This window comes from Streptomyces sp. bgisy159, assembly GCF_965341775.1.
In the GTDB taxonomy this organism is placed as follows: domain Bacteria; phylum Actinomycetota; class Actinomycetes; order Streptomycetales; family Streptomycetaceae; genus Streptomyces.
In genome coordinates this window covers 111,982-130,383 of record NZ_CBDQZH010000001.1, presented here as the reverse complement: position 1 = coordinate 130,383, position 18,402 = coordinate 111,982, and the positions used below count along the sequence as shown (strand labels likewise).

19 protein-coding genes are annotated in these 18,402 nt (G+C 73.0%); 10 read left to right on the top strand and 9 right to left on the bottom strand.

Translation table 11 applies throughout. The features are described 5' to 3' along the window. Positions 1-54 precede the first annotated feature (54 nt). Together ACSLTV_RS00630 and ACSLTV_RS00625 are read left to right on the top strand one after the other, a co-directional pair. The gene (locus ACSLTV_RS00630) at positions 55-873 is read left to right on the top strand and encodes a hypothetical protein (protein WP_432133570.1); all 819 of its coding nucleotides are present in this window, start codon (positions 55-57) and stop codon (positions 871-873) included. 3 nt (positions 874-876) lie between these two features. After that, on the top strand, positions 877-1,224 hold the full coding sequence (locus ACSLTV_RS00625; protein ID WP_432133571.1) for a rhodanese-like domain-containing protein: 348 nt from the start codon (positions 877-879) through the stop codon (positions 1,222-1,224). Positions 1,225-1,472: 248 nt separating this feature from the next. Here ACSLTV_RS00625 and ACSLTV_RS00620 read toward each other — a convergent pair whose 3' ends face one another. The 7 genes from ACSLTV_RS00620 to ACSLTV_RS00590 form a co-directional block, all read right to left on the bottom strand. Beyond that, positions 1,473-2,615, bottom strand: a complete 1,143-nt coding sequence (locus ACSLTV_RS00620; RefSeq protein ID WP_432133572.1) for an acyl-CoA dehydrogenase family protein — start codon at positions 2,613-2,615, stop codon at positions 1,473-1,475. 288 nt (positions 2,616-2,903) lie between these two features. Then, the gene (locus ACSLTV_RS00615) at positions 2,904-3,965 is read right to left on the bottom strand and encodes a 2Fe-2S iron-sulfur cluster-binding protein (protein WP_435611430.1); all 1,062 of its coding nucleotides are present in this window, start codon (positions 3,963-3,965) and stop codon (positions 2,904-2,906) included. Continuing rightward, positions 3,965-4,534, bottom strand: a complete 570-nt coding sequence (gene paaD / locus ACSLTV_RS00610) for a 1,2-phenylacetyl-CoA epoxidase subunit PaaD (protein WP_432157206.1) — start codon at positions 4,532-4,534, stop codon at positions 3,965-3,967. Before paaD ends, ACSLTV_RS00615 begins: the two co-directional genes overlap by 1 nt. Continuing rightward, on the bottom strand, positions 4,528-5,295 hold the full coding sequence (gene paaC, locus ACSLTV_RS00605) for a 1,2-phenylacetyl-CoA epoxidase subunit PaaC (RefSeq protein ID WP_432133575.1): 768 nt from the start codon (positions 5,293-5,295) through the stop codon (positions 4,528-4,530). The genes paaD and paaC overlap by 7 nt, the downstream gene beginning before the upstream one ends. Next, a complete protein-coding gene (paaB, locus tag ACSLTV_RS00600; RefSeq protein WP_366835263.1) occupies positions 5,292-5,579 on the bottom strand; it encodes a 1,2-phenylacetyl-CoA epoxidase subunit PaaB in 288 nt (95 codons plus the stop codon). The genes paaC and paaB overlap by 4 nt, the downstream gene beginning before the upstream one ends. Beyond that, positions 5,576-6,553 (bottom strand): 1,2-phenylacetyl-CoA epoxidase subunit PaaA, encoded by a 978-nt coding sequence (gene paaA, locus ACSLTV_RS00595; RefSeq protein ID WP_432133576.1) that lies wholly within the window; start codon positions 6,551-6,553, stop codon positions 5,576-5,578. Before paaA ends, paaB begins: the two co-directional genes overlap by 4 nt. A 630-nt stretch (positions 6,554-7,183) precedes the next feature. Next, positions 7,184-7,471 carry a hypothetical protein gene (locus tag ACSLTV_RS00590; RefSeq protein ID WP_435611429.1) on the bottom strand — a complete coding sequence of 96 codons (288 nt, stop codon included), beginning with the start codon at positions 7,469-7,471 and terminating at the stop codon, positions 7,184-7,186. A 39-nt stretch (positions 7,472-7,510) separates the two neighbouring features. Here ACSLTV_RS00590 and ACSLTV_RS00585 point away from each other — a divergent pair, with 39 nt between their 5' ends. The 3 genes from ACSLTV_RS00585 to ACSLTV_RS00575 are packed head-to-tail and all read left to right on the top strand — an operon-like array spanning position 7,511 to position 9,995. Beyond that, the gene (locus ACSLTV_RS00585) at positions 7,511-8,032 is read left to right on the top strand and encodes a DUF5819 family protein (RefSeq protein WP_432133578.1); all 522 of its coding nucleotides are present in this window, start codon (positions 7,511-7,513) and stop codon (positions 8,030-8,032) included. Next, positions 8,029-9,255: an HTTM domain-containing protein gene (locus tag ACSLTV_RS00580; protein ID WP_435611428.1), complete on the top strand. Its 1,227-nt coding sequence runs from the start codon at positions 8,029-8,031 to the stop codon at positions 9,253-9,255. Before ACSLTV_RS00585 ends, ACSLTV_RS00580 begins: the two co-directional genes overlap by 4 nt. Then, positions 9,252-9,995, top strand: coding sequence for a TrmH family RNA methyltransferase (locus tag ACSLTV_RS00575; RefSeq protein ID WP_432133580.1), 744 nt, complete (start codon positions 9,252-9,254; stop codon positions 9,993-9,995). Before ACSLTV_RS00580 ends, ACSLTV_RS00575 begins: the two co-directional genes overlap by 4 nt. Here the strand turns inward: ACSLTV_RS00575 and paaN are convergent. Then, positions 9,992-11,683 carry a phenylacetic acid degradation protein PaaN gene (paaN, locus tag ACSLTV_RS00570; RefSeq protein WP_432133581.1) on the bottom strand — a complete coding sequence of 564 codons (1,692 nt, stop codon included), beginning with the start codon at positions 11,681-11,683 and terminating at the stop codon, positions 9,992-9,994. The two genes, ACSLTV_RS00575 and paaN, sit on opposite strands and share 4 nt — an antisense overlap. Positions 11,684-11,843: 160 nt before the next feature. Between paaN and ACSLTV_RS00565 the strand changes: the two genes are divergently transcribed. Continuing rightward, positions 11,844-13,367: a 3-hydroxyacyl-CoA dehydrogenase gene (locus ACSLTV_RS00565; RefSeq protein ID WP_435611427.1), complete on the top strand. Its 1,524-nt coding sequence runs from the start codon at positions 11,844-11,846 to the stop codon at positions 13,365-13,367. Beyond that, entirely contained in the window at positions 13,364-13,954 is a 591-nt protein-coding gene (locus tag ACSLTV_RS00560; protein WP_432133583.1) for a TetR/AcrR family transcriptional regulator, read from the top strand. Before ACSLTV_RS00565 ends, ACSLTV_RS00560 begins: the two co-directional genes overlap by 4 nt. A 147-nt stretch (positions 13,955-14,101) precedes the next feature. Here ACSLTV_RS00560 and ACSLTV_RS00555 read toward each other — a convergent pair whose 3' ends face one another. Further along, entirely contained in the window at positions 14,102-14,587 is a 486-nt protein-coding gene (locus tag ACSLTV_RS00555) for an Lrp/AsnC family transcriptional regulator (RefSeq protein WP_432133728.1), read from the bottom strand. A gap of 191 nt (positions 14,588-14,778) precedes the next feature. Between ACSLTV_RS00555 and pdhA the strand changes: the two genes are divergently transcribed. Genes pdhA through ACSLTV_RS00540 form a run of 3 tightly spaced genes read left to right on the top strand, consistent with a single transcriptional unit; the run spans position 14,779 to position 18,388 of the window. Then, positions 14,779-15,912 (top strand): pyruvate dehydrogenase (acetyl-transferring) E1 component subunit alpha, encoded by a 1,134-nt coding sequence (pdhA, locus tag ACSLTV_RS00550; protein ID WP_432133584.1) that lies wholly within the window; start codon positions 14,779-14,781, stop codon positions 15,910-15,912. Beyond that, a complete protein-coding gene (locus tag ACSLTV_RS00545) occupies positions 15,912-16,916 on the top strand; it encodes an alpha-ketoacid dehydrogenase subunit beta (RefSeq protein WP_432133585.1) in 1,005 nt (334 codons plus the stop codon). Before pdhA ends, ACSLTV_RS00545 begins: the two co-directional genes overlap by 1 nt. Beyond that, entirely contained in the window at positions 16,916-18,388 is a 1,473-nt protein-coding gene (locus ACSLTV_RS00540; protein WP_435611426.1) for a dihydrolipoamide acetyltransferase family protein, read from the top strand. The genes ACSLTV_RS00545 and ACSLTV_RS00540 overlap by 1 nt, the downstream gene beginning before the upstream one ends. The last annotated feature ends 14 nt before the right edge of the window (positions 18,389-18,402 follow it).

Below are 18,402 nucleotides of genomic sequence, written 5' to 3'. Positions count from 1 at the left end.
GGTCGGTCGGCCGGGCGCTGCGTCCCGGCCGGGCGCAGCGACTACGCTGGTCGGGTGACGACCCCCGAAGCTGAGCGGTCGCGGCCCGAGGAGCGGCTCGAACAGGCTGTGCGGACCGCCGAGCAGGCGTTGATCGAGTTCGAGATCGCCGTGGAGACCTTCCGCGTGGAGATCGAGAACTTCTCCCGGCTGCACCATCAGAAACTCGGCCCCATGTACGCCCGCCTCGACGAACTGGACGCCCGGATCGCCGAGGCCCGGGCGGCCCGCAGCGGCGACCCCGAGGACCGCCGCCGCGCCGAGGAGGCCCGCGCCCGGGTGATGCCGATGCCGGAGGTCGAGGAACTGTTCCACGGGTGGATGGGCGGCGAGGGCCTGTACCCGGAGGCCGCCGCGATGCTCACCGACCAGTCCGTACGGCCCCCGGAGCGCGTGCGTCCCAGTGACGAGGCCCGCAAGCTGTACCGCGAGCTGGCCCGCAAGGCCCACCCCGACCTGGCCCGCGAGGAAGCCGACCGCAAGCGCCGCGAGGAGTTCCTGAGCCGCGTCAACGTCGCCTACGCCCGTGGCGACGAGGCCCTGCTGCGCGAGCTGGCCGACGAGTGGGCGGCCGGCCCGGCCCCCGCCGAACGGCGGCCCAGCCGCGCCGAGGAGCTGTACGCCCGTCTGGAGTGGCTCTCGCAGCGCAAGGAGATGCTGACCCGGGTCGCCAAGGAACTGGAGGACGGCCCCATCGCCTCGATGCTCCGGCTGTCCCCCGACGACCCGGACCGGCTCCTGGACGAGATCGCCGAGCGGCTCCTCGCCGACGTCGCCGCCCGGGAGGCGGAACTCGCCGAGCTGGTCGGTGAGGCGTCGTCGGGTAGCGTCTGAGGCATGAGTTTCGGAGCTGGTGTTCCCACGGTCGAGGTTCGCGACCTCAAGGACGGCGACTTCCTGCTGGACGTCCGCGAGGACGACGAATGGCGGGCGGGCCACGCAGAAGGCGCGCTGCACATCCCCATCAGCGAGTTCGTCGCCCGCTACGGCGAGCTGACCGAGGCCGCTCCGCAGGACGGCCGGATCAACGTCATCTGCCGCTCGGGCGGCCGCTCGGCGCAGGTGACGATGTACCTCGCCCAGCAGGGCATCGACGCGGTGAACGTCGACGGCGGCATGCACTCCTGGGCCGCCGCGGGCCGCCCGGTCGTCACGGACGACGGCAAGCCGGGCTTCGTGCTGTAGGAAGCGCTGCGCTGCCTGGCCACCTGCTTCGGGTCCGCGTGCAGAGCCGCGTGCGGGCCCCCGTGCAGGGGCCAGGTGGCGTGCGGGTCCAGGTGCGGGTCCACGTGCAGGTTGATAAGCGGGTGGGTTGGGGCCACGTGCGGGTTGGGTGGGGTCCACGGGTGGGTCCACGTGCGGGCCCTCGGGTGGGCCCGCACGCGGTTGGCGGATGCGTGCTCCACGGCTTGAGCTGTGTGCTGTGCCGGCGTTCAGGCGTGCAGCGGGTGAGCCGCCAGAAGGTCGCCCAGGGCCTCTTCGTGGGCCGCCGCCGGGCCGAGTGAGAGCTCCAGGTGCTTGGCCCAGGCGTGGTAGCGGTGCAGGGGGTATTCGACGTCGGCGCCGAAGCCGCCATGCAGATGCTGGGCCGTCTGCACCACCCGCCGTACTCCCTCCGCCGCCCAGATCTTCGCCACGGCCACGTCCCCGGACGCCGGCAGCGCACCCGGCGCCCCCGAGGCGATCCGCCACGCCGCCTGCCACAGCGTGGCCTCCATCGCCCGCAGGTCGATGTACCGGTCGGCCGCCTGGACGGCGACGGCCTGGAAGGTCGCGATCGGATACCCGAACTGCTCCCGCTGCCCGGCGTACTCGCTCGTCATCCGCAGGACCCGCTCGCCCAGCCCGAGCGCCAGGGCGCAGGTGCCGGTCGCCAGCATGTCCCGCAGCCACGGCCAGGCGTCCTCGGCCTCGACGACATACCGGTCGGCGATCCGCGCCGACTCCAGCCGCAGCTCCCCGAGCCGCTCGCCGTTGGTGGACACCTGCCGGGCCAGCGCGGCCCCGTCCGCGTGTGGGGACACCAGCGCGAGTACGGTCCGGCCGGCCTCGGTGTGCGCCGGTACGGCGACGAGGTCCACGTCGTACGCCCAGGGCACCGCCGTCTGCGTGCCGTCCAGCACCCACCGGCCGGCGCCGTCCCGCCGGGCGGCGACGGCCCGTTCCGCGGGGTCGTGCCCGGTGCCTCCGTGCGCGGCGACGGTCATGACGGTCTCGCCTCGCCCGGCCCCCGGCAGCAGCTCCCGCGCCGACTCCCGGCTCCCGTACCGTTGTACGGCCGCCATGGCCGCGCTGTGCTCCAGCAGCGGCACGCGGGCCAGCACCTTCGCCGACTCCCGCAGCACCAGGCACAGCGCGACGGCGTCCAGCCCCGCCCCGCCGAACTCCTCGTCGAGCAGCAGGCTCAGCAGATCGGCCTCCGCGAGCCTCGACCACAGCGCCCGGTCGAAGCCCTCCGCGACGGGGGCGCCCCGGGTGAGCGCCGGACTCGGTACCGCGTCCGGCGCCACCCCGGCGAACACTCCCTCGGCCGCCTCGGCCGCCGCCAACTGCTCCTCGCTGAAGGTGAAGTCCACGGCAGTCCTCCCGACGGGTCAGCACATCCGGCACATCTGACGGTCCGTCAAGATAGGGCAGGTGTCAGGAGAACGGAACGGGGACGCGACGGGAAGGCCGGAACTGGGGGACGAGAAGACGAGAAGACGAGGGGACGAGGGGGCGAGAAGACGAGGGGGCGAGCGGTGACACCGAGGGACGCCGGGGTGGTCTCAGACGCCGCCGGAGCGGTCTGCAGCCCGCCGGGTGGTCTCAGGCCGCCGGACGGTCTCCGGCCGCCGGGTGGTCACAGAGGACGGTTCGCCCTTTCAGCGGTCGAAGTCCACCTCCACCTTCTCCGTCAGCGGATGCGACTGGCACGCCAGCACGTATCCCGCGTCCGTCTCCTCCGGTTCCAGCGCGAAGTTGCGGTCCATGCGGACCTCGCCGGTGACCAGGAAGGCCCGACAGGTGCCGCACACCCCGCCCTTGCAGGCGTACGGCGCGTCCGGGCGGTTGCGCAGCACCGTCTCCAGCAGCGACTCCCCGTCCCGCACGGGCCAGCTCCCGGCGCGCCCGTCGAGCCGGGCGGTCACCGTGCTGTGTGCGGGCGCGGCTGCCGTGGTGGTGGGGGCGACGAGGTCCACATGGAAGATCTCCTCGTGGATCCGCGCCCGCTCCACGCCGAGCCCGCGCAGCGCTCCCTCCGCGCCCTGCACCAGCCCGTACGGCCCGCACAGGAACCAGCCGCGCACCGCGGCCACGGGCACCAGGGCCGGTAGCAGCCCGGTCAGTCGCTCCCGGTCCAGCCGCCCGGAGGGCAGCCCGGCCTGCTGTTCCTCCCGGGAGAGCACCGTGACCAGTTGCAGCCGCTCGGGGTAGCGGTCCTTGAGGTCGGCGACCTCCTCCAGGAACATCGTCGACGCCGTCGTACGGTCGCCGCGTATCAGGCAGAAACGGGCTTCCGGTTCCCGGGCGAGCAGGGTCGAGACGATCGACAGCACCGGGGTGATGCCGCTGCCGCCGACGATCGCCGCGTACAGACCCGGGGCCGGGTCGAGGGTGAAGCGGCCTGCCGGGGTCATCACCTCGATCTCGTCGCCGGCCGCGATCTCCTTCAGCGCGTAGGTCGAGAACTCCCCGCCCTCGACCAGCCGCACCCCGACCCGCAGGGTGCTCGGCCCCTCGTCACCGGGCGCGGGGGCGGGCGAGCAGATCGAGTAGGTGCGCCGCACCTCGGTGCCGTCGACGACGCGCCGCAGCGCCAGGTGCTGGCCCGGCGCGTGCCGGTACTCGGCGCGCAGCGCTACCGGAACCGTGAAGGTGAGGGCCACGGAGTCGTCGGTGAGCCGGTCCACCGCGGCCACCGGGAGCGGGTGGAAACGGGCCATCACAGCTCCTTGAAGTGGTCGAAGGGTTCGCGGCAGGCCAGGCAGCGGCGCAGCGCCTTGCAGGCGGTGGACGAGAAGCGGCTGAGCAGTTCGGTGTCGGCGGAGCCGCAGAGCGGGCAGCGCACCGGGTCCTGCGATGCCCCGGGGCCGGGGGAGCCTTCGTCGTCGGCGTGGGTGCGGGTGGGCCCGAGCGGTACGCCGATAGGGCCGGCCTCACGTCGCTCGCGGGGAGGAGCGATCCCGAACTCGCGTAGCTTGCGGCGCCCTTCCGGGGAGATGTCGTCCGTGGACCAGGCGGGGCTCAGGACCGTACGGACGGTGACCTCGCGCACCCCGTGGGCGTGCAGCGCCCGCTCTATGTCCAGCGACATCGCTTCCAGAGCCGGGCAGGCGGTGTAGGTCGGGGTCAGCTCGACCTCCACGGTTGTGCCGGCCTCGGTGTCCGCGCCACTCACCCGCACCGCGCGCACCACGCCCAGCTCCCGCAGGGTGAGCACGGGCAGCTCCGGGTCGGGCACCGAACCGGCGACCCGCAGCAGCTCCGCCTCCAGCGGGGTGAGCGTCACCATGACGCCCCCGGGTGGCTGCGGTGCAGATGCTGCATCTCGGCGAGCATCCGGCCGAACGGTTCGGTGTGCAGGCCCTGCCGGCCGGCGCCGGCGGTCCACGCCCCCGAGCGCGGGCCCTCGGGCACGCTCAGCGTGGCCCGGCGCAGCACGCTCTCGACGGACTCCAGCCAGACGCTCTCCAGCTCGCGCGGGTCGATGTCCAGGCCCTCCACCGGCTGGAACATCTCGCCCGTGAACCGCCACAGGGCGTCGCCCGCCCGGGCCATCCGCTCGTGGCTCTCCCGCGTGCCGTCGCCGAGGCGCACGGTCCACTGCTCGGCGTGGTCACGGTGGTAGGCGGTCTCCTTGACGGCCTTCGCGGCAAGCGGTGCGAACGGGCCGTCGCCGGTGGCCAGCCGGGCGTACAGCAGATGCTGGTACGTGGAGAAGTACAGCTGGCGCACGATGGTGTGGGCGAAGTCGCCGTTCGGCTGCTCGACCAGCTGGAGGTTGCGGAAGGCGCGCTCCTCGCGCAGGTAGGCGAGTTCGTCCTCGTCGCCGGCCATCGACAGCAGTACCCGGGCCTGGCCCAGCAGGTCGAGCGCGATGTTGGCGAGGGCGACCTCCTCCTCCAGCACGGGCGCGTGTCCCATCCACTCGCCGAGCCGGTGGGAGAGCACCAGGGCGTCGTCGCCGAGGGCCAGCGCGGCGGCCGTGACGGCTGAGGGTGCGGCCGGGGCGGCGAGGGGCGTGAACGTCGTAGGTGTCGGAGGCGTCGTCACAGGTGCTGCACCCCCTCGGGGATCTCGTAGAACGTCGGGTGCCGGTAGGGCTTGTCGGCGGCCGGCTCGAAGAACGGGTCCTTCTCGTCGGGCGAGGAGGCCGTGATCGCGGCCGACGGGACGACCCAGATGGAGACGCCCTCGCCGCGTCGGGTGTACAGATCCCGCGCGTTGCGCAGGGCCAGCTCCGCGTCCGGTGCGTGCAGGCTGCCGGCGTGGGTGTGGGACAGGCCCCGGCGCGAGCGCACGAAGACCTCCCACAGGGGCCAGTCGGTGTTGGTCATGCCTGCCGCTCTCCTGTCGTGTCGTGGTGCTTGGCCGCGTAGGCCGCGGCGGCCTCGCGGACCCAGGTGCCCTCCTCGTGCGCCCGCCGGCGCTGGGTCAGCCGCTGCTCGTTGCACGGGCCGTTGCCCTTGAGGACTTCCTTGAACTCCGTCCAGTCGATCGGACCGAAGTCGTAGTGCCCCCGCTCCTCGTTCCACCGCAGTTCGGGGTCGGGCAGGGTCAGGCCGAGGGACTCCGCCTGGGGGACGCAGATGTCCACGAACCGCTGGCGCAGCTCGTCGTTGGAGAACCGCTTGATCCTCCACGCCATGGACTGAGCGGAGTGCGCGGACTCGTCGTCGGGCGGGCCGAACATCATCAGCGACGGCCACCACCAGCGGTCCACCGCGTCCTGCGCCATCGCGTGCTGCTCGGCGGTGCCCTTGCTCAGGGCCAGCAGCAGTTCGTACCCCTGGCGCTGGTGGAAGGACTCCTCCTTGCAGACGCGCACCATCGCGCGCGCGTACGGCCCGTAGGAGCAGCGGCACAGGGGGACCTGGTTGGTGATCGCCGCGCCGTCCACCAGCCAGCCGATCGCGCCGACGTCCGCCCATGTCAGGGTGGGGTAGTTGAAGATCGATGAGTACTTCTGGCGGCCGCTGTGGAGCTTGTCGAGCAGGTCGTCACGGCTGGCGCCCAGGGTCTCGGCCGCGCTGTACAGGTACAGGCCGTGGCCCGCCTCGTCCTGGACCTTCGCCATCAGGATCGCCTTGCGGCGCAGGGAAGGGGCGCGGGTGATCCAGTTGGCCTCGGGCTGCATGCCGATGATCTCGGAGTGCGCGTGCTGCGCGATCTGGCGGACCAGCGTCGCCCGGTAGGCGTCCGGCATCCAGTCGCGCGGCTCGATGCGCTCCTCGGCGGACACCGCGGCGTCGAAGACGCGCTGCAGGGCGTCCTCGGTGCCGACCGTGTCCTGCGCGGCTGCTGTCGCCATACGTCCCCCTCGACCTCGGTGCGCGTCTGCGGTACGCGCCGTCCCACATGTCCCGACCGATCGTTCGGTCCGTGCGCTTCAATGGTGAGTCGGCGGTCGAAAGGTGTCAACCGCTGTGGATAACCTGCGGAGGCCGCCTGTGGAAAACCCGTACGAGTCGACTGCTGGGGAGAGCTGCGCCGGGCGGCGGGCGTGAGTACCGTTCCGTGGAGCCGCCGCGGTTGCGCCGTCCGGGTGAACAGGTCATGAGACCGGCCGAGGGCTCCGCGGTGAGCCGACCGACGAGCACCGACATCGGGAACGGGGCGAATGAACACGCACGACGCGGGCGCCGACACCCCAGCCAGCGCTCGGCCATCGTCCTCGCCCCCGGGCGCTCCCGCCCCGGCCACGCCTGTCCCGAGCGTGCCTGTCCAGTCACCGGCTCCGGCGCCGGCCGAGGAGAAGCCGGCCCCGGCCGAGCACATCCGCGGACCCGGCCCCACCCGGACCGGCGCCGCGCCCGCGTCCCCCGAGAGGACGCCCGCCCCGCCCCCCGGGAAGACGAGGGAGGCAGCCGCCGAGACCACCGCCGGTGTCACGGCCGATGCGGTTTCCGCCGGTTTCACGGCCGATGCCAGGGTCTCCCCCTCAGCCGAGGCCGTTGCCGCTGCTCCGGCCGATGCTCACACCCATGCCGATGCTCACGCCCTTGCTGATACTCACGCCCATGCCGACCCTCATGCCGGTGACGATGCCGGCGCCGCTGCCGGGCCCGTCGTCGGCCCGGTCGGTCTCGGTGCCGGCGGGCGGCAGGCCGTGCCCGGGACGGGTCCGTCCGTCGACGGACCGCGTACCGGTGTGGCCGCCCTGTCGCCCCGCTACCAGTTCTGCGCCGCCGTCGCGGTCGCCGTGGTCGCGGTCGCCGTCTGTGTCCACCTCGGGATGGTGTTCCTGCACGTCGCGCCGTCGAACACGATGACGAAGACGCACGGCGAGGCCGTCGACGACTGGGTCTACCCGGAGTTCGAACAGAACTGGAAGCTGTTCGCCCCGAACCCCCTCCAGCAGAACATCGCCGTGCAGGTCCGCGCCCAGACGAGGACACCGGACGGCAGCTCGCACACCACCGGCTGGTACGACCTGTCGGCGCAGGACGGTCGCGCCATCGACGGCAACCCGCTGCCTAGCCACACCCAGCAGAACGAACTGCGCCGGGCCTGGGACTTCTTCTCCAGCACGCACGGCGGTGACAACCGACCCGTCGGGGAACGCGGCGCGCTGTCCGAGGCCTACCTGCGCCGCATCGTCGTGCTCAGGCTGCAGCGGTCCGGCGTGGCGGGCGCGGACGGCGTGGTGGAGCGGGTCCAGGTGCGCTCCCGCACCGTCAACGTGCCGCCGCCCGACTGGAGCGAGGAGACGATCTCGCTCGAACCGGTCTTCCGCGTCCTGCCCTGGTGGACGGTGAGCGCCGGCGAGACCGACGGAGGAGCGCGGTGAACCGGTTCGCCCTGGGCCTCTCCAACGGCATCACCCGCGTCACCGGATCCCCCCTCGGGCCCTACCAGAGTGCCGTGGTCCGCATCGGCTTCGCCCTGACCTGGCTGCTCTTCCTGCTGCGGGAGTATCCGCACCGCGCCGAGCTGTACGGCCCCGACGCGCCCTGGAGCTGGCCGCTGGCCCGGCGGCTGCTGGAGATGAACGGCGCCTTCACCGCGCTGAGCTGGTCCGAGGCGCGCCCGTGGTTCGAGCTCGTGTACGCCTGCGCGGTGCTGTCCGCCGCCTTGCTGCTGGTGGGCTGGCGCACCCGCACCATGTCGGTGCTGTTCATGGCCGGCGTGCTGTCGTTGCAGAACCGCAGCGTTTTCATGGGGGACGGCGGGGACAACGTCCTGCACCTGATGTCGGTCTACCTGGTCTTCACGCGCTGCGGCCGGGTGTGGTCGCTGGACGCGCGGCGGGTCCGGCGCGCCGACGCGGCACGCGCGCGCGGAGAGCAGGTCACCGACCGGGTCGGACCGCTGCTGTGGGCCCTGTGCGGCTGCGCGCTGGCCGCGGTGACCGCCTCGGGTCGGCTCTCCCCCGCCGAGTGGACCGTTCCGGCGCTGCTGTGGGCCGCCTGGGCCGCGCTAGCCCTGTGGTGGCTCGCGGGCCGGTGGGCGGCGCGGTCCGCGGAGCCACGTGTCCTGCTCGACGTGATCGCGAACGTCCTGCACAACGGCGCGCTCGTCGTGATCATGGCCGAGGCGTGCCTGATCTACGCGACGGCAGGCTGGTACAAGATCCAGGGCACCCGATGGCAGGACGGCACCGCCGTCTACTACCCGCTGCACCTGGACTACTTCTCGCCCTGGCCCGCTCTGGGCGACCTGCTGGCGTCCAGCGCCCTCGCCGTCATGCTGGTCACCTACGGCACGGTCGTCGCCCAGGTCGCCTTCCCGTTCACGCTGTTCAACCGGCGCGTCAAGAACGTCCTGCTGGCCGCGATGATGACCGAGCACGCGGTGATCGCCGTGGTCCTCGGCCTGCCGTTCTTCTCCCTGGCGATGATCACGGCCGACTCGGTCTTCCTGCCCACCTCGTTCCTGCGCCGGGTCGGCGGCGCGGTCGCACGCGCGCGTGCCCGCCTCCGACCGGGCGGTGGCGCGTCCGCCGACCGGGGCCGGACGGAGGTTCCGCCGTCGGAACGGCCCGACCCCGGACACGTAGGCTTCCCCGCATGAACGACCCCCTCGGGGCGTGGCGCGACCTCGCCGGTGACCGTGTCCTGCTCGACGGTTTCCACGCCCTCAAGCACGCGCTTCGCTTCGGCGCCGAGGTTCCGGTGGCGGTCACCGCGGACCGGGCGGCCGCGCTGGCCCTCGCCGACGACCTGGCGCCGGACCTACGGGAGCGCCTGGCCGGGCTGCTGGTCGAGGTGCCGAGGGCGGCGTACGTGAGCCTGGTGCCGCGCCCGCACCCCACCGCCGTGGCGGCGCTGGCGGTACGGCCCTCGCGCGAGGCCGGTCTTCAGGCGCTGGCGCGCACCCCGCGGTCCGCGCCCGTCGTGGTCCTCGACGACCCGCGCAACCTCGGCAACGCGGGCGCCGTCATCCGGCTGGCCGCCGGGTTCGGGGCGACCGGGGTCGTGACCACCGGCACCGTCGACCCCTGGCATCCCACGGTGGTGCGCGGCGGGGCGGGGCTGCACTTCGCCACGGTGGTGGAGCGCCTCGGTGTGGACGAACTGCCGACGGGTCCGCTGTTCGCCCTGGATCCCGAGGGCGACGACATCCGGGGGGCCGAGCTCCCGGACGACGCCGTCCTCGCCTTCGGCTCCGAGCGCGGCGGCCTGTCCGCCGCCCTGCGCGCGCGTGCCGACCGGCTGCTGTCCCTGCCGATGCGGCCGCAGGTCTCCAGCTACAACCTCGCCACCAGCGTGGCGATGACGCTGTACCACTGGAGCCTGCGCGGCGCCCGCTAGGCCTCCCGGCGCACCTCCACCACCCGGAAGCGGTTGGCCACGAACGCGCCGTCGCACAGGGCCGCGTTGGCCGCCGGGTTGCCGCCCGAGCCGTGGAAGTCGGAGAACGCGGCCGTCTGGTTCACGTAGACCCCGCCGGTGAGGTTGAGGGAGAGCTGGGCGGCCTCCTCCAGGCAGACCTCCTGGACGGCCTCCTCGACCTCCGCGTCGGTCGTGTACGCGCCGACGGTCATCGCGCCCTTCTCCCGCACCGTGCGCCGCAGCAGTTCGACGGCGTCGGCCGCCGAGTCGACCGCGACGACGAAGGAGACGGGCCCGAAGCACTCGCTCATGTAGGCGCCCTCGGCGTCCGGCTTCGTGCCGTCCAGCTTGACGATGACCGGGGTGCGCACGACCGCGTCGGGGAACTCGGGGTTGGTGACCGCGCGCGAGGCGAGCGCGACCTCGCCGAGACCGGCGGCGGCCTCCAGGCGGGCCTTGACGTCCGGGTTGACGATGGCGCCCAGCAGTCCGTTGGCGCGCGCGTCGTCGCCGAGCAGACCGTCCACCGCACGCGCGAGGTCGGTGGCCACCTCGTCGAACGTCTTGACGCCGTCGTCGGTGCGGATGCCGTCGCGCGGGACGAGCAGGTTCTGCGGAGTGGTGCACATCTGACCGCTGTACAGGGACAGTGAGAACGCCAGGTTGGACAGCATGCCCTTGTAGTCGTCCGTCGACTCCACGATCACCGTGTTGACGCCGGCCTTCTCCGTGTAGACCTGCGCCTGGCGGGCGTTGGCCTCCAGCCAGTCGCCGAAGGCGGTCGAGCCGGTGTAGTCGATGATCCGGATCTCGGGGCGGGTGGCGAGCGTCTTGGCGATGCCCTCGCCGGGCCGTTCGGCGGCCAGCGCGACCAGGTTGGGGTCGAAGCCCGCCTCGGCGAGGACCTCGCGCGCGACGCGCACGGTGAGCGCGAGCGGCAGCACCGCGCGCGGGTGCGGCTTGACCAGGACCGCGTTGCCGGTGGCCAGGGAGGCGAAGAGCCCCGGGTAGCCGTTCCACGTCGGGAAGGTGTTGCAGCCGATGACCAGGCCGATGCCGCGCGGGACGGGCGTGAAGCGCTTGGTGAGGGCGAGCGGGTCGCGCTTGCCCTGCGGCTTGGTCCACTCGGCGGTGTCGGGCGTGCGGACCTGCTCCACGTACGCGTACGCCACCGCCTCCATGCCGCGGTCCTGCGCGTGCGGGCCGCCGGCCTGGAACGCCATCATGAACGCCTGGCCGGAGGTGTGCATGACCGCGTGCGCGAACTCGTGCGTGCGGTCGCTGATCCGCTTGAGGATCTCCAGGCATACCATCGCGCGGGCCTCCGCGCCCGCGTCCCGCCAGGCCCGCTGCCCGGCCTGCATGGCGGGCAGCAGCACGTCGAGGTCGGCGTGCGGGTACTCCACGCCGAGTTCGATGCCGTACGGCGACACCTCGCCGCCGACCCAGCCGTCGGTGCCGGGCTGGCCGAGGTCGAGGCGGGTGCCGAGGAGCGCGTCGAAGGCCGCCTTGCCCGCCGCGAGGTCCAGGCTGCCGTTCTCCCCGTACGCCTTGGGGTGCTCGGGGTGGGGGGACCAGTACGCGCGCGTGCGGATCGCTTCCAGCGCCTGATCGAGCGTGGGCCGGTGGGTGGCGATCAGTTCGTGCGCGGTCAGTCGGGCGGCCATGCGGGACCAACTCCTCGTCTCAAGAACTCTCCGTCGAGTTCATGACCTGGGCGGAAACATGGGCAGGAACAGCCAGTGAGAGTTAGAGTAACCGAACGATCGGTCGGGACAAGGGGGCCTGCCGCATCTGTGGAAAACCCCGTGCGGGAGGATCGCGCCCATGACAGCACTCGACCTCAGCAGTCCTGTGGGCGTCGTCGGCACCGGCACCATGGGCCAGGGCATCGCCCAGGTCGCGCTGGTCGCCGGGCACCCCGTGCGGCTCTACGACGCCGCACCCGGGCGGGCCCGGGAAGCGACCGCAGCGATCGTCGCCCGGCTCGACCGGCTGGTCGAGAAGGACCGGCTACCCGCCACCGCCCGCGACGCCGCCCGCGACCGGCTGCGGCCGGCGCGGGACCTCACCGAGTTCGCCGACTGCGCCCTCGTCGTCGAGGCCGTCCTGGAGCGTCTCGACGTCAAGCAGGAGCTGCTGCGCGAGCTGGAGGCGATCGTCTCCGAGGACTGTCTGCTCGCCACCAACACCTCGTCCCTGTCGGTCACGGCCATCGGCGGCGGCCTGCGCGCCCCCGGCCGCTTCGTGGGCCTGCACTTCTTCAACCCGGCCCCGCTGCTGCCGCTGGTCGAGGTCGTCTCCGGGTTCGCCACCGACGTCACGTCGGCCACGCGCGCGTACGAGACGGCCCGCGCCTGGGGCAAGACACCGGTCGCCTGCGCCGACACCCCCGGCTTCATCGTCAACCGCATCGCCCGGCCGTTCTACGCCGAGGCGTTCGCGGTCTACGAGGCGCAGGGCGCCGACCCCGCGACCATCGACGCGGTGCTGCGCGAGAGCGGCGGCTTCCGGATGGGCGCCTTCGAGCTGACCGACCTGATCGGCCAGGACGTCAACGAGTCCGTCACCCACTCCGTCTGGCAGTCCTTCTTCCAGGACACCCGCTTCACGCCGTCCCTCGCGCAGCGACGGCTGGTCGAGTCGGGCCGGCTCGGCCGCAAGAGCGGCCGGGGCTGGTACGAGTATTCCGGTGAGTCCGGTGCCGTCGAGCGTCCCGAGCCGCACACCGCGGAGAAGCACCGGGCGCCCGCCCACGTCGTCGTCGAGGGCGATCTGGGCCCCGCCGGCGAGCTGACGGCGCTGATCCGCGAGGCGGGCATCGAGGTGCGTGAGGAGGACGAGGACAGCGGCTCGCGGCTGGTGCTGCCGTCCGGCGGCCGGCTGGCACTCGCCGACGGGCAGACCTCCGTGGAGTTCCGCGACGTCGTCTACTTCGATCTCGCCCTCGACTACCGCAAGTCCACCCGCGTCGCCCTGTCCGCGTGCCAGGACACCTCACCGCAGACCCTGGCAGAGGCGATCGGCCTCTTCCAGGCCCTCGGCAAGGACGTCAGCGTCATCGGTGACGTCCCCGGCATGATCGTGGCCCGCACGGTCGCGCGGATCGTCGACCTCGCGTACGACGCCGTCGCCAAGGGCGTGGCCACCGAGGAGGACGTAGACACCGCCATGCGCCTGGGCGTCAACTACCCCCTCGGGCCCTTCGAGTGGAGTCGCAGGCTGGGCCGGACCTGGGCACACGACCTGCTGGAGGAGCTGAACCTGCGCGAGCCGTCGGGCCGTTACGCCCCCTCTCTCGCGCTGTATCGCCACGGGCACGCCACGGACAAGCGGGAAGGCACCTCGTGACCACCGCCAAGCGCGACACCTACACCCCGGAGACGCTGCTCTCCGTCGCCGTCCAGGTCTTCAACGAGCGCGGTTACGACGGCACTTCCATGGAGCACCTCTCCAAGGCGGCCGGCATCTCCAAGTCGTCGATCTACCATCATGTCGCCGGTAAGGAGGAGCTGCTGCGGCGAGCCGTCAGCCGCGCCCTGGACGGTTTGTTCGGCATCCTCGACGAGGAGCACGCACGCGTGGGGCGCTCCGCCGAGCGGCTGGAGTACGTCGTGCGCCGCATGGTGGAGGTCCTCATCGCCGAACTCCCCTACGTCACCCTCCTGCTGCGGGTCCGCGGCAACACCGGCACCGAGCGCTGGGCCCTGGACCGCCGCCGCGACTTCGACCACCGGGTCGCCGAGCTCCTCAAGGCGGCCGCGGACGACGGCGACGTGCGGGGCGACGTGGAGGTCCGCCTGGCCACCCGGCTGGTCTTCGGAATGATCAATTCCATCGTGGAGTGGTACCGCCCGGACGGCCGCGGCATGACCGAACGCGAGGTGGGCGACGCGGTGGTGCGGCTGGTCTTCGGGGGGCTGCGCCAGGCCGACTGAGCACCGGTGCGCGGAGAGGGCGGGCATGCTCCCCGCTGCCCGCGCGCGTCCGGGATGCCGGCGGGGCGGTCCACACGGTGACCGGGCTGCCAGCGTCGGCCTGGTCGCCGAGCTGAAGGCCGCGGCGGGCGCTCGCGGGCGCGGTGCTCAGCCCTGCGGCTCCAGATCCTCCTCCTCGAACACCAGCAGCGTGCGCGTGCTCAGCACCTCGGGGATGGCCTGCAGACGGGTGAGCACCACTTCGCGCAGGGCGCGGTTGTCCGGCGTGTGCACCAGCAGGAGCACGTCGAAGTCACCGCCGACCAGAGCGATGTGGGAGGCGCCCGGGAGCCGGCGCAGCTGCTCGCGGACCGTACGCCAGGAGTTCTGGACGATCTTCAGGGTGATGTAGGCGGACGTGCCCTGCCCGGCGCGTTCGTGGTCCACGCGGGCGCCGAACCCGCGGATCACCCCGTCCTCGACGAGCCGGTTGATGCGCGCGTAGGCGTTGGCGCGCGAGACGTGCACCCGTTCGGCGACCGAGCGGATCGAGGCGCGGCCGTCCGTCTGGAGCATCCGCAGGATGTCCTGGTCTATGGCGTCGAGCGGACGGGCGGGAGGAAGGACGAGCCCCGAGTCCGGGCCCTCGGCCATTTGTTCAGATGCCATGTCCCCCCGCCTCCCTACCATGGACGTACTGCGTCCATCTCAGGCTGTGGAGAACCGTTTGTCCACAGCCTGGGGTCACCCGTAGCCAAAATGTGCCGACGACCGAACAATCGGTAGGTGAGGCGCATCACAGCCGACGCGCCTCCCCGTAGCCGCTCCCACGAGGAGGTGCCGTCATGACGGTCATGGAGCAGCGAGGCGCGTACCGGCCCACGCCGCCGCCCGCCTGGCAGCCCCGCATGGACCCCGCGCCCCTGCTGCCCGACGCGGAGCCGTACCGCGTCCTCGGCACCGAGGCCGCGGCCGAGACCGACCCGGAGCTGCTGCGCCGGCTCCACGCGCAACTGGTCCGCGGTCGCCGCTACAACGCGCAGGCCACCGCCCTCACCAAGCAGGGCCGGCTCGCCGTCTACCCGTCCAGCACGGGCCAGGAGGCCTGCGAGGTCGCCGCCGCGCTCGCCCTGGAGGAGCGCGACTGGCTCTTCCCCAGCTACCGCGACACCCTCGCCGCCGTCGCCCGGGGCGTCGACCCCGTCGAGGCGCTCACGCTGCTGCGCGGCGACTGGCACACCGGCTACGACCCGTACGAACACCGGGTGGCCCCGCTGTGCACCCCCCTCGCCACCCAGCTCCCGCACGCCGTGGGCCTCGCCCACGCCGCCCGCCTCAAGGGCGACGACGTGGTCGCCCTGGCGATGGTCGGCGACGGCGGCACCAGCGAGGGCGACTTCCACGAGGCGCTGAACTTCGCCGCCGTCTGGCAGGCCCCCGTCGTCTTCCTGGTGCAGAACAACGGGTTCGCCATCTCCGTGCCGCTCGCCAAGCAGACCGCCGCGCCCTCCCTGGCCCACAAGGCCGTCGGATACGGCATGCCCGGCCGCCTGGTCGACGGCAACGACGCCGTTGCCGTCCACCAGGTGCTCTCGGACGCCGTACGGCACGCCCGCGCCGGCGGCGGCCCCACCCTGGTGGAGGCGATCACCTACCGCATCGACGCCCACACCAACGCCGACGACGCCACCCGCTACCGCGGCGACGCCGAGGTGGACACCTGGCGCGACCACGACCCCATCCAGCTGCTGGAGCGCGAGCTGACCGACCGCGGCCTGCTCGACGAGGCCGGCGTCCAGTCCGCCCGCCAGGACGCCGAGACCTTCGCCGCCGCCCTGCGCGAACGCATGAACCAGGACCCCCGGCTCGACCCGATGGACCTGTTCGACCACGTCTACGCCGAGCCCACCCCGCAGCTGCGGGAGCAGCGCGCCCAGTTGCTGGCCGAGCTGGAGGCCGAACGGGAGGAAACCCACTGATGGCCACCGTCGCCCTGAAACCGGCCACCATGGCGCAGGCCCTCACGCGCGCGATGCGCGACGCCATGGCCGCCGACCCCACCGTGCACGTCATGGGGGAGGACGTCGGGACCCTGGGCGGGGTCTTCCGCGTCACCGACGGACTCGCCAAGGAGTTCGGCGAGGACCGCTGCACCGACACCCCGCTCGCCGAGGCGGGCATCCTCGGCACCGCCGTCGGCATGGCCATGTACGGGCTGCGCCCGGTCGTGGAGATGCAGTTCGACGCGTTCGCCTACCCGGCGTTCGAACAGCTCATCAGCCATGTCGCCCGGACGCGCAACCGCACCCGGGGCAGGATGCCCCTGCCGATCACCATCCGGGTGCCCTACGGCGGCGGCATCGGCGGCGTCGAGCACCACAGCGACTCCTCCGAGGCCTACTACGCGGCGACCCCGGGTCTCCACGTCGTCACGCCCGCGACCGTCGCCGACGCCTACGGTCTGCTGCGCGCCGCCATCGCCTCCGACGACCCGGTCGTCTTCCTCGAACCCAAGCGCCTGTACTGGGCCAAGGACTCCTGGAACCCGGACGAGCCGCAGAGCGTTGAACCGATAGGCCGTGCGGTGGTGCGGCGCTCGGGCCGGAGCGCCACCCTCATCACCTACGGTCCGTCGGTGCCCGTCTGCCTCGAAGCCGCCGAGGCGGCCCGGGCCGAGGGCTGGGACCTCGAAGTGGTCGACCTGCGCTCGCTGGTGCCGTTCGACGACGAGACGGTCTGCGCCTCCGTACGGCGGACCGGCCGTGCGGTCGTCGTGCACGAGTCGGGCTCCTTCGGCGGCCCGGGCGGGGAGATCGCGGCCCGCGTCACGGAGCGCTGCTTCCACCACCTGGAGGCACCGGTGCTCCGTGTTGCCGGCTTCGACATCCCCTACCCGCCGCCGATGCTGGAGCGCCACCACCTGCCCGGTGTCGACCGCATCCTGGACGCCGTGGCGCGTCTGCAATGGGAGGCCGAGAACTGATGGCACAGGTGCTGGAGTTCAAGCTGCCCGACCTCGGAGAAGGGCTCACCGAGGCGGAGATCGTGCGCTGGCTGGTCGAGGTCGGCGACGTCGTCGCGGTGGACCAGCCGGTCGTCGAGGTCGAGACGGCCAAGGCGATGGTCGAGGTGCCCTGCCCCTACGGCGGTGTCGTCACCGCCCGCTTCGGCGAGGAGGGCACGGAACTCCCGGTCGGCGCACCGCTGCTGACCGTCGCGGTGGGCGCCTCGGCAGCCGATGCCGGGACGGCGCCCGGCCCGGCCGGGGACAGCGCGCAGCAGCAGCGCGAGACCAAGTCCGAGGGCTCGGGGAACGTCCTCGTGGGCTACGGCACGGGCGCACCCCCGGCCCGGCGCCGCCGGGTACGGCCGCTGACCCCCACGGCCCCGTCGGCGGGCTCCGTCAACGGCGTGGGGTCCGCCCCGACTGGACCCCTGACCCCCGACGCCCCCGTCGCCGCGCCCGCAGAGCCCGCCGCCCCCGAGGCCGAGGGGAGCGCCCCCGGTGAGGGACCGGTCCCCGTGATCTCCCCCCTCGTGCGCCGGCTGGCCCGCGAGAACGGGCTGGACCTGCGGGAGCTGCACGGTTCGGGCCCCGACGGGCTGATCCTGCGGGCTGACGTGGAGGACGCGCTGCGGGTCGCCGCCGCGCAGGGCCGCACGACCACCGCACCGCGGCAGCCCGCCGCGCCCGCCGCCCCTCCCGCCCAGGTGCCGGCAGTGACCGCGCCGCCGGCGGCCGTGACGTCCGCGCCCGCCCTCACCGGGGGCACCCGCGTCCCCCTCAAGGGCGTGCGGGGCGCCGTCGCCGACAAGCTCTCCCGGAGCCGGCGGGAGATCCCCGACGCGACCTGCTGGGTGGACGCCGACGCCACGGAACTCATGCGCGCACGGACGGTCATGAACGCGGCCGGAGGACCGAAGATCTCCCTCCTCGCCCTCCTCGCCCGGATCTGCACCGCGGCCCTGGCCCGCTACCCGGAGCTGAACTCCACGGTCGACACGGCGGCCCGGGAGATCGTCCGGCTCGACCAGGTCCACCTGGGCTTCGCCGCCCAGACCGAGCGGGGCCTCGTCGTCCCCGTCGTGCGGGACGCGCACGCCCGCGACGCCGAGGGCCTGACAGCGGAGTTCGCCCGGCTCACCGAGGCCGCCCACGCGGGAAGTCTCACCCCGGGACAGCTGACCGGCGGCACCTTCACGCTGAACAACTACGGCGTGTTCGGCGTGGACGGCTCCACACCGATCATCAACCACCCCGAGGCCGCGATGCTCGGCGTCGGCCGCATCGTGCCCAAGCCCTGGGTTCACGAGGGTGAGCTGGCCGTACGCCAGGTCGTCCAGCTCTCGCTCACCTTCGACCACCGGGTGTGCGACGGCGGCACGGCGGGCGGCTTCCTGCGCTACGTGGCGGACTGCGTGGAACAACCGGCGGTGCTCCTGCGCACCCTGTGACGCCCGGGGCCCTC

Bases quoted from the DNA above. Each gene is read 5' to 3' on its own strand.
- ACSLTV_RS00625 (WP_432133571.1), top strand. From the start codon at position 877: ATGAGTTTCGGAGCTGGTGTTCCCACGGTCGAGGTTCGCGACCTCAAG.
- ACSLTV_RS00615 (WP_435611430.1), bottom strand. From the start codon at position 3,965: ATGGCCCGTTTCCACCCGCTCCCGGTGGCCGCGGTGGACCGGCTCACC.
- paaD (WP_432157206.1), bottom strand. From the start codon at position 4,534: ATGGTGACGCTCACCCCGCTGGAGGCGGAGCTGCTGCGGGTCGCCGGT.
- paaB (WP_366835263.1), bottom strand. From the start codon at position 5,579: ATGACCAACACCGACTGGCCCCTGTGGGAGGTCTTCGTGCGCTCGCGC.
- paaA (WP_432133576.1), bottom strand. From the start codon at position 6,553: ATGGCGACAGCAGCCGCGCAGGACACGGTCGGCACCGAGGACGCCCTG.
- ACSLTV_RS00585 (WP_432133578.1), top strand. From the start codon at position 7,511: ATGACGAAGACGCACGGCGAGGCCGTCGACGACTGGGTCTACCCGGAG.
- ACSLTV_RS00575 (WP_432133580.1), top strand. From the start codon at position 9,252: ATGAACGACCCCCTCGGGGCGTGGCGCGACCTCGCCGGTGACCGTGTC.
- paaN (WP_432133581.1), bottom strand. From the start codon at position 11,683: ATGGCCGCCCGACTGACCGCGCACGAACTGATCGCCACCCACCGGCCC.
- ACSLTV_RS00565 (WP_435611427.1), top strand. From the start codon at position 11,844: ATGACAGCACTCGACCTCAGCAGTCCTGTGGGCGTCGTCGGCACCGGC.
- ACSLTV_RS00555 (WP_432133728.1), bottom strand. From the start codon at position 14,587: ATGGCCGAGGGCCCGGACTCGGGGCTCGTCCTTCCTCCCGCCCGTCCG.
- pdhA (WP_432133584.1), top strand. From the start codon at position 14,779: ATGACGGTCATGGAGCAGCGAGGCGCGTACCGGCCCACGCCGCCGCCC.
- ACSLTV_RS00545 (WP_432133585.1), top strand. From the start codon at position 15,912: ATGGCCACCGTCGCCCTGAAACCGGCCACCATGGCGCAGGCCCTCACG.
- ACSLTV_RS00540 (WP_435611426.1), top strand. From the start codon at position 16,916: ATGGCACAGGTGCTGGAGTTCAAGCTGCCCGACCTCGGAGAAGGGCTC.